Origin of the sequence: Streptomyces alkaliterrae (assembly GCF_007097205.2) — a bacterium.
Lineage (GTDB): Bacteria > Actinomycetota > Actinomycetes > Streptomycetales > Streptomycetaceae > Streptomyces > Streptomyces alkaliterrae.
This window is the reverse complement of the sequence record NZ_VJYK02000229.1, coordinates 1-8953: the sequence shown is the minus strand read 5'-3', so window position 1 is coordinate 8953 and position 8953 is coordinate 1. Positions and strand designations below refer to the sequence as shown.

Below are 8953 nucleotides of genomic sequence, written 5' to 3'. Positions count from 1 at the left end.
GGGCCTCCTGGGCGGGGGCCTGCTGCGCCGGGGCCTGCTCGGCCTGCGGCTGCGCCGGCTCGGCGGCCGGCGCGGACTCGGCCGCCGGGGCGCCCGAGCCGTCGTCGATCACGGCCAGCTCTGCGCCGACCTCGATGGTCTCGTCCTCGGCGACCTTGATGGACGCCAGTACACCGGAGGCCGGGGCCGGGATCTCGGTGTCGACCTTGTCGGTCGAGACCTCCAGCAACGGCTCGTCGGCCTCGACACGTTCACCCTCGGCCTTCAGCCAACGGGTGACGGTGCCCTCGGTGACGCTCTCGCCGAGCGCCGGCAGGGTTACGGAAACCGCCATGGTTTCGGTTGCTCCTTAACAAATGTGCGGATGGTGTCGCGCCCGACGTACGTCAGTCGTGAGAGTGCAGCGGCTTCCCGGCCAGCGCCAGGTGGGCCTCGCCGAGGGCTTCGTTCTGGGTCGGGTGGGCGTGCAGGAGCTGGGCGACCTCGGCGGGCAGGGCCTCCCAGTTGTAGATGAGCTGGGCCTCGCCGACCTGCTCACCCATCCGGTCGCCGACCATGTGGACGCCGACGACCGCGCCGTCCCTGACCTGGACGAGCTTGATCTCGCCCGCGGTCTTGAGGATCTTGCTCTTGCCGTTGCCGGCGAGGTTGTACTTGAGCGTCACGACCTTGTCGGCGCCGTACACCTCCTTCGCCTTGGCCTCGGTGATGCCGACGGAGGCGACCTCCGGGTTGCAGTAGGTCACGCGCGGTACGCCGTCGTAGTCGACCGGCACCGGCTTGAGGCCGGCCAGCCGCTCCGCGACCAGGATGCCCTCGGCGAAGCCGACGTGCGCAAGCTGGAGGGTGGGGATGAGGTCGCCGACGGCGGAGATGGTCGGCACGTTCGTGCGGCAGTACTCGTCGACGAGGACAAAGCCGCGGTCCATCGCGACCCCGGCCTCCTCGTAGCCCAGGCCCTGCGAGACCGGGCCGCGGCCGATGGCGACCAGCAGCACCTCGGCCTCGTACTCCTTGCCGTTGGCGAGGGAGACCTTGACGCCGTTCTCGGTGTACTCGGCCTTCTCGAAGAAGGAGCCCAGAGAGAACTTGATGCCGCGCTTGCGGAAGGCGCGCTCCAGCAGCTTGGAGCTGTTCTCGTCCTCGGCCGGCACCAGGTGCGGCAGGCCCTCGACGATGGTCACCTCGGAGCCGAAGGACTTCCACGCCGAGGCGAACTCGACGCCGATCACACCGCCGCCCAGGATGATCGCGGACTGCGGCACCCGGTCCAGGACCAGGGCGTGGTCCGAGGAGATGATCCGGTTGCCGTCGATCTCCAGACCGGGCAGCGAGCGCGGCACCGAACCCGTGGCCAGCAGCACGTGGCGGCCCTCGTAGCGCTGGCCGTTCACGTCCACCGAGGTCGGGGAGGACAGCCGGCCCTCGCCCTCCACGTAGGTGATCTTGCGGGAGGCGATCAGGCCCTGGAGGCCCTTGTACAGGCCGGCGACGACGCCGTCCTTGTACTTGTGCACGCCCGCCATGTCGATGCCCTCGAAAGTGGCCTTCACGCCGAACTCGGCGCTCTCCCGCGCCTGGTCGGCGATCTCACCGGCGTGCAGCAGGGCCTTGGTGGGAATGCATCCCTGGTGCAGACAGGTGCCGCCCACCTTGTTCTTCTCGATCAGGGCGACGTCCAGGCCCAGCTGAGAAGCGCGCAGGGCAGCGGCATAACCGCCGCTACCGCCGCCGAGGATCACTAGGTCGAAAACGGTGCTGGCGTCGTTCGCCACGTCACGTCCTCCATGCATGGGTGCGCCGGAGCCGGTCGACTGTGACCGGGCGGCTGTATGTGCGGCCGCTTCTTGCTCGGCCCTTGGTTGAGCGGGCCCCTGTCCTGCCGGTACAACATCTTCGCATCTGTCGGCGCCGGACGGGACGGCGGGCCGGGCTCCGGGACCGAACCGGGACACCGCACGGGCGCCGGGTCGCGGGCCGGGCACCCTGGTCACACCGCTCAGACCCCGTGCCGACCAGGCCGGTGCCGTGCCGTGCCGTGAGCGTACCGAGCCCGGATCGCTGGAAGCGAACACGCGCGCTGGGAGCGCCCCGGTCAGTGCGCCCGACGGTCGCCGTGGTGCGGAGGATGCGTGCCCCGGTACGCGAGCACGCCCCACACCACCAGCAGCACCGCCCCGGTGATCACCGCCGGCGCGTAGCCGGGCAGGCCGCCGATCATGCTCGTCACCGTGAAGACCACCACGCCCACGACCACCAGGGTGAACAGGTCCATGCCCAGCGGCCGGGTGCGGCGGTGACCGTCGTGCGTGGTGGGCATCGCGGCCCCCTCTCTCACCCTGCGGGAGAGCACCAGTGTCCCTCCGTCGCGCTCCGAGCGCCACGGAGGGACGGCCCCCGCCGGCCGGGACCGGCGGGGACGGGCGTCAGCCCAGCTCGCCGTCGGCGGTGCGCTCGGCCAGCCGCACCAGAGTGCGCACGGCGACGCCGGTGCCGCCCTTGGGGGTGTAGCCGAACGGCCCCGACTCGTTGAACGCCGGACCGGCGATGTCCAGGTGCACCCACGGCGTGCCCTCGGGCACGAACTCCTGGAGGAACAGACCGGCCGAAAGACCGCCGCCGGGCCGCGCGCCCACGTTGGTCATGTCCGCCACCGGGGACTCCATGCCCTTGCGCAGTTCGGTGGGCATCGGCATCGGCCAGGACTGCTCGCCGACCTCCTCGGCGGTCTCGTGCACCTCGGTGCGGAACGCGTCGTCGTTGCCCAGCACGCCGAAGGTGCGGTCACCCAGTGCCAGCACCATCGCGCCGGTGAGGGTGGCGACGTCCACGATCGCGTCGGGGGACTCCTCGCCCGCCCGGGTCAGCGCGTCCGCCATGACCAGGCGGCCCTCCGCGTCGGTGTTCAGCACCTCGACGGTCTTGCCGCTGTACATGGTGAGCACGTCGCCGGGGCGGATGGCGGAGCCGGACGGCATGTTCTCGGCGAGCGCCAGCCAGCCCGTCACGTTCACCCGCAGGCCGAGCCGGGCGGCGGACACCACGGCGGCGAACACCGCGGCGGCGCCGCTCATGTCGCACTTCATCGTCTCGTTGTGACCGGCCGGCTTGAGCGAGATGCCGCCCGAGTCGTAGGTGATGCCCTTGCCGATCAGCGCGATCGTCTTCTCCGCCTTGGGGTGCGTGTGGGCGAGGCGGACCAGCCGCGGCGGGTTCTGCGAACCCTGGCCGACGCCGACGATGCCGCCGTAGCCGCCCTTGGCGAGCGCCTTCTCGTCCAGCACCTCGAACTTCAGGCCGTGCTCCTTGGCGGCGGCACGGGCCTGGTCGGCGAACTCCACCGGGTGCAGGTCGTTCGGCGGGGTGTTGATCAGGTCGCGGGCGCGGGCCACCTCGGTGGCGAGCACCTCGGCGCGCGCGACGACGGCCTTGTGGGCCTTGTCGCGGGGCTTCGCGCCGAGCACGGCCACCTCGGCCAGCGGGCGCCGGCGCTCGTCCGCCTTGCCGTTCTTCGCCTTGCCGGCGGCCTTGGCCGAGCCCTTGGCGCCGCCCTTGGCGTCGCCGTCGCCGTCCCCGCGGTAGGTGTCGAAGGCGTAGGCGCCCAGCAGCGCGCCCTCGCAGACGGCGGCCAGGGCCTCGACGTCGCCCTCGACCGGCAGCGCGAACGCGGCCTTCTTGCTGCCGGTCAGGGCGCGGGCGGCGGCGCCGGCCGCGCGGCGCAGCGTCTCCGTGCCGTACGTCTCGTCCTTGTCCGGGCCCTGGCCCAGGCCCACCGCGAGCACCAGCGGGGCCTTCATGCCGTCGGCCGAGGGCACCTTGGTGACCTCACCCTCGCGGCCGGTCGCCCCGAGCGTCTCCAGCACGGCGGCCAGTCGGCCGCCGAAGGACTCGTTCACAGCCTCGGCCCCGGCGGCGAGCAGCGGGCTCGTGGCCCCGTCCGCCCCCTGGGCGACGCCGACGACGACGGCGTCCGCGCGCAACGTCGCGGCGGACGAAGTACTGAGGGTCAGTGCAGTCACGGTCTCTGCGATCCTGTTCTCTGGTGGGTGGTGGTGGGGCGAGCCTACGCCTCGACTTCCGGTCGTCGAGGCGCGAGGGCGCGAAGCCCGCGCCCGCCGAAGGCGGTACGCGTCGCGACGCGCCGACCCCAGCGTGCGCTCAACCGAAGGTCAGGATCAACAGCGCGGCGGTCGCCGCCACTTCACACACCGCGCCGAACACGTCCCCGGTGACCCCGCCGAGGCGGCGCAGGCAGTGGCGCAACAGCCCCTGGGCGCAGGCCAGTCCGGCCAGGACGGCGGCCGCCGCGAGCAGCGCGTGCCCACCGCCGAACAGCGGCCACGCCGCGAGGCCGGCGAGCACCGTCACCGCCCCCGCCGCGCCCCACGCGGCGGGAGCGGGCACCACCTCGGCGACCACGGCGCCCAGCCCGTCCGGCCTGGCGGCAGGCACTCCGTGCCGCGCGGTCAGCGTGAGCGCGGTCCGCGCGGTCACCGCGCCGAGCGCCGCCGCGAACGCGCCGAGCGCCCAGGACTCCGCGTACAGCTCCGCGAGCGCGGCCACCTGGGCGAGCAGCACCAACAGGAGGGTCAGCACGCCGAACGGGCCGATGTCCGAGCGCTTCATCACCGCGAGCGCGCCCTCGGCGGGCCGGCCGCTGCCCAGCCCGTCGGCGACGTCCGCGAGCCCGTCCAGATGCAGCGCCCTGGACAGCGCGGCCCACACGGCCACCGTCGCCACCGCGGCGATCAGCGACCCGGAGCCGAGCAGAAGCAGGACACCGGCGACCGCCGCGCCGAACAGCCCGAGCACCAGACCCACCGCCGGCGCCCAGCACATGCCGCCGCGGGCGGCCCGCCGGTCCCAGCGGCGCACGGTGACGGGCAGCACGGTGAGCGTGCCGAACGCGAAGCGCGGACCGTCGGTGACGGTGAGGGGACGGCTGTCGTCCGACACGGGAGACCTCGCGGGGGCGGGGGAGTGGGGCCGGTCAGGTGGCGTCGAGGAGGTCGTGCCGCGCTGCGGTGCCGGTGAACTCCGCCTTCTGCTCGGGGAGTTCGGCGGCCAGCGCAGCCGCGCCGCGCACCAGGGGCAGCGCCAGCAGCGCCCCGCAGCCTTCGCCGACGGCGACCCCGTGGCTCAGCAGCGGGTCCAGGCCGAGTCGGTCCAGCGCCTTCGCCTGGCCCGGCTCGCCGGACGCCTGGCCGGCCAGCCACCAGTCCGGGGCGCGGAAGGCGGCGCGCTGCGCGACCAGCGCGCAGGCGGCCGAGACGACACCGTCCAGGATCACCGGGGTGCGCCGCGCGGCGCACTGCAGCAGGAAGCCCGTCATCGCCGCCAGGTCGGCGCCGCCGACGGCGGCCAGCAGGCTCACCGGGTCGCCGGTGACCGGCCGGGCGCGGCGCAGCCCGTCGCGGATCGCCGCGCACTTGCGCATCCAGGCCAGATCGTCGATGCCGCCCCCGCCGCGACCGGTCACCACGGACGCGTCCGTGCCGCACAGCGCGGCGATGAGGATGCCGGCGGCGGTGGTGCCGCCGACGCTGAGGTCGCCGAGCACCACCAGGTCGGTACCGGAGTCGGCCTCCTGGTCGGCGATGGTGATACCGGCCCGCAGCGCCGCCTCGGCCTCCTCCCTGGTGAGCGCGTCGGTGACGTCCGCGCGCCCGCTGGAGCGGCGCACCCGGTGCGCGCTCACGGCCGTCGGCAGCTCGTCCGGGTCGCAGTCCAGCGCCATGTCGACCAGCCGGGTCGGCACGCCCGCCTGGCGGGCCAGCACCGCCCCCGGGCTCTCACCGGCGAGGAAGGAGCGGGCAAGCGCCGTCGCCGAACCGGCCGGACGGGCCGAGACGTCCAGCTCCGCCACCCCGTGGTCGCCGGCGAACACCACCAGCCTGGGCGCTTCGATCGGACGCACCGGGACCGCGCCCTGGGCGGCGGTCAGCCACTCGGCCAACTCGTCCAGTCGGCCCAGCGCACCGGCCGGCGGTCCGAGGCGGGCCCGGCGCTCCTCGGCGGCCCGACGGACGTCGCCGTCGGAGCGCTCGATGAGGTCGCCGAAGTCGTCCAGGTCCAACCGGTCATCACTCATACGGGGAGGTTACCGGGCTGTCGGCGAGGGAAGGCCCCTCACCGCCGAGGGCCGTGCGCCCATGGTCGCCGCCGGGTGCCGGCGAAAGCCGGGGAGGCGGTGTCAGCCTCGCAACGGGACGGGGAGGCCGGCCACCACCAGGAGGACTTCCTCGCACTCGGCGGCGAAGGCGGCGTTCAGCCGGCCCAGTTCGTCGCGGAAGCGACGGCCCGCGGCGGTGGCCGGGACGACCCCCGAGCCGACCTCGTTGCTCACCGCGACCAGCGTGCGGGCGCTGGCACGCACCGCCGCCACCAGCTCCCGGACCCGCCGCTCCAGCTCCCGCCGGCCGCCGCCCAGCCAGGCGTCGTCGGACCAGGCGTCCACGGTGTCCATCGCGTCGGTCAGCCACAGAGCCAGGCAGTCCACCAGCAGCGGCGGGCCGTCGGCGTCGGCGAGCAGCGGCAGCAGGTCGCAGGTCTCCGCCGTCTGCCAGCCGGAGGGGCGGCGGTCCCGGTGCAGCCGTATCCGGGCGTCCCACTCGTCGTCCCCCTCGCGGCGGCCGGCGGTCGCCACGTACAGCACCTCGGGGAAGGCGGCCAGCCGCCGCTCGGCCTCCGCCGACTTGCCCGAGCGGGCGCCGCCGAGGATCAGAGTCCGCCGGGGGATGTCGGGCACGTTGTGCAGGTCCCCGGCGACGAGGGTGGCGCCGTCGGCCTCGACGCGCGCGCCCTGAGCGGCCAGCCGCCGCCGGAGTTCGGCGCCGGTCGGCGCGTCGTGGTCCAGGTGGACGGCGACGACGTCGGTGGTCGCGCCGACCGTGCCGGCCGCGCGCAGTCTGGCCAGCGCGTCCGGGCGGCCCACCACGTCGAGCAGCACCACGTCGTAGCCGCCGCCCGGGCGGCCGGGGTCGGCGCCGAAGGGCCGGTGCGGGTCGTCGGCCGCGGGCAGCCCGGCGGGGGCGCCGGCGGGAGGCAGGTAGAGCAGTCGGCGGCCGTCCGGGCTCGTGACGTCGTAGCCGGTGCCGGGCGAGTCCAGCGCCAGCGCGCGGACCCGGTGGCCGGAGAGCAGCGAGAGTTCCTGGCCGTCCGGTACCCGGATCGGCACCGGCAGCCCGTCCGGCAGCTCCAGCGGCGGACCGTCCTGCGGGTGGGAGAGCAGCACCTGGGCGACGCCCTGGAGGGAGTGGCCCGCCCGGGCGGCGGCGAGCGCGACCCCGGGCGTGAGGTCGATCAGCAGCGTGCCGTCGACCAGGACGGCCGTCGCCGCGCGGGCGTCGGCACCGGTGGCCAGCGCGCAGGTCGCGCACGGGCAGCCGGGGCGGGGGAGGCCGGCCACCGCGCCGGTGCCGAGCAGAGTCAGTTCCACGCGTCGATCGTCTCGCGTCTCGCGGCGGCCGTCGCGGGGAGGGTGCCCGACGGGGGACGGCGGCAGCGGGCTGATCCCCCGGACCGGTCCCGCGCGGCCCACGCGGCGAGTACGCTGCGCAGAACACTGCCGGTGATCTTCAGGAGGCGTCAGATGGCGTGGACGTGGCGGTTCGAGAAGTCCGACGGTACGGAGACCGACCCGGCCGTGGAGCCGGAGGAGTTCACCACCCAGGGAGACGCGGAGTCCTGGGTCGGCGAGGTGTGGCAGGAGCTGCTGGAGGGCGGGGTCGACCAGGTCCGGCTCTTCGAGGACGACTCGGAGATCTACGGACCGATGAGCCTGCACGAGGCGCAGCAGGCCTGACCGCGCACGGAAAGCGACCGCCGCCGGGTGACGCGCGGGCTCATGCCTCGCCGAGCGTCACCCGGAAGGTGCGCCGGTCGCCGGCGCGCTCGACCTCGACCCGTACGGTGTCGCCCGGCTCGTGCCCGGCCAGCGCCTCGGCGAGCTGGACGACGTCGTCGACCTCGGCGTCGTCCACCCGGACGATCAGGTCTCCCGGTCGGATGCCGGCGCTGTCGGCCGGTCCTTCGGGCACGACCCGCACCACCGAGGCGCCGGCCGGTCGGAACTCCTCCCCGAGCACGGTCCGCACCGACACACCCAGCGCGGCCCTGCCCGGGTCGACGACCCTGCCGTGCTCGATCATCTGGCCGGCCAGTCTCCGTACCGTCGCCGCCGGGATCGCGAAGCCGATGCCGGGCGCCGGGCCGCTGCCCAGCCGCGGGTCCCGGGCGGCCAGCGTGGGGATGCCGACGACCTGCCCGGAGAGGTTGACCAGCGCGCCGCCGCTGTTGCCCGGGTTGATGGCCGCCGAGGTCTGCACCATGTTCCCGATGGTGGCGCCGCCCTGCCCCTCGGTGACCGAGCGGCCCACGGCCGAGACGATGCCCTGGGTGACGCTGGAGGACAGGCCCAGCGGGTTGCCCATGGCCAGCACGATCTGGCCGACGGCGACCCGGCTGGAGTCGCCGAACGTCGCCGGGTGCAGCCGTCGCGGCGGGTCGGTCAGCTTGATGACCGCCAGGTCCTGCTCCTCGTAGGCGGAGACGAGCTCGGCCCGCAGCGGCCGGCCGCCGGTGGCCAGCTCCACCGCGAACCGCCGCTTCCCGTTGACCACGTGCGCGTTGGTGACGATGTGGCCGGCCCGGTCGTAGATCACACCGGAGCCCAGCTCCTCGTCGGTGGTGATCTGGACGACCGAGGGGAGGACGTCCTGGACGACCTGCTGGTAGCGCTGCTCCAGCTCGCCCTCGAACGTCGGCCCGGGCGGGGTGCCGTCGCCGTCCGGCCCGGGCACGGCGGTGGGCGTCACCGCCGACGGCGAGCCCTGCTCACCCGCGATGCCCGAGCAGCCGGACGACAGCCCGGCCACGAGGGCGGCCGCGCACAGCGCGGTGAGCATGCGGACGCCCGCGGGGGAGGGGCGGCGTCGCGAGGGGGGATGCGGAG

The 8953-nt window shown here is 74.6% G+C and carries 9 protein-coding genes; 1 reads left to right on the top strand and 8 read right to left on the bottom strand.

Going from position 1 to position 8953, the window contains the following annotated elements; translation table 11 throughout:
* The 7 genes from FNX44_RS19430 to FNX44_RS19400 form a co-directional block, all read right to left on the bottom strand.
* Positions 1 to 334: biotin/lipoyl-containing protein (locus FNX44_RS19430; protein WP_323369500.1), on the bottom strand; the 334-nt coding region annotated here is incomplete at its 3' end.
* Between the two features lie 52 nt (positions 335 to 386).
* Positions 387 to 1775: a dihydrolipoyl dehydrogenase gene (gene lpdA, locus FNX44_RS19425; RefSeq protein WP_181355020.1), complete on the bottom strand. Its 1389-nt coding sequence runs from the start codon at positions 1773 to 1775 to the stop codon at positions 387 to 389.
* A 320-nt stretch (positions 1776 to 2095) separates the two neighbouring features.
* Positions 2096 to 2320, bottom strand: coding sequence for a hypothetical protein (locus tag FNX44_RS19420; protein ID WP_143649614.1), 225 nt, complete (start codon positions 2318 to 2320; stop codon positions 2096 to 2098).
* Between the two features lie 106 nt (positions 2321 to 2426).
* The gene (locus FNX44_RS19415) at positions 2427 to 4019 is read right to left on the bottom strand and encodes a leucyl aminopeptidase (protein WP_143649612.1); all 1593 of its coding nucleotides are present in this window, start codon (positions 4017 to 4019) and stop codon (positions 2427 to 2429) included.
* Between the two features lie 139 nt (positions 4020 to 4158).
* Positions 4159 to 4956, bottom strand: a complete 798-nt coding sequence (locus FNX44_RS19410) for an adenosylcobinamide-GDP ribazoletransferase (protein WP_143649610.1) — start codon at positions 4954 to 4956, stop codon at positions 4159 to 4161.
* 34 nt (positions 4957 to 4990) lie between these two features.
* Positions 4991 to 6091 carry a nicotinate-nucleotide--dimethylbenzimidazole phosphoribosyltransferase gene (gene cobT, locus FNX44_RS19405; RefSeq protein ID WP_143649608.1) on the bottom strand — a complete coding sequence of 367 codons (1101 nt, stop codon included), beginning with the start codon at positions 6089 to 6091 and terminating at the stop codon, positions 4991 to 4993.
* A 102-nt stretch (positions 6092 to 6193) separates the two neighbouring features.
* On the bottom strand, positions 6194 to 7438 hold the full coding sequence (locus tag FNX44_RS19400; protein ID WP_143649607.1) for a bifunctional adenosylcobinamide kinase/adenosylcobinamide-phosphate guanylyltransferase: 1245 nt from the start codon (positions 7436 to 7438) through the stop codon (positions 6194 to 6196).
* 153 nt (positions 7439 to 7591) lie between these two features.
* On the opposite strand from FNX44_RS19400, the gene FNX44_RS19395 reads away from it, so the two are divergent.
* Entirely contained in the window at positions 7592 to 7804 is a 213-nt protein-coding gene (locus FNX44_RS19395) for a hypothetical protein (RefSeq protein WP_143649605.1), read from the top strand.
* A gap of 40 nt (positions 7805 to 7844) precedes the next feature.
* Here FNX44_RS19395 and FNX44_RS19390 read toward each other — a convergent pair whose 3' ends face one another.
* Positions 7845 to 8906, bottom strand: a complete 1062-nt coding sequence (locus tag FNX44_RS19390) for a S1C family serine protease (RefSeq protein ID WP_143649603.1) — start codon at positions 8904 to 8906, stop codon at positions 7845 to 7847.
* Positions 8907 to 8953: the final 47 nt, after the last annotated feature.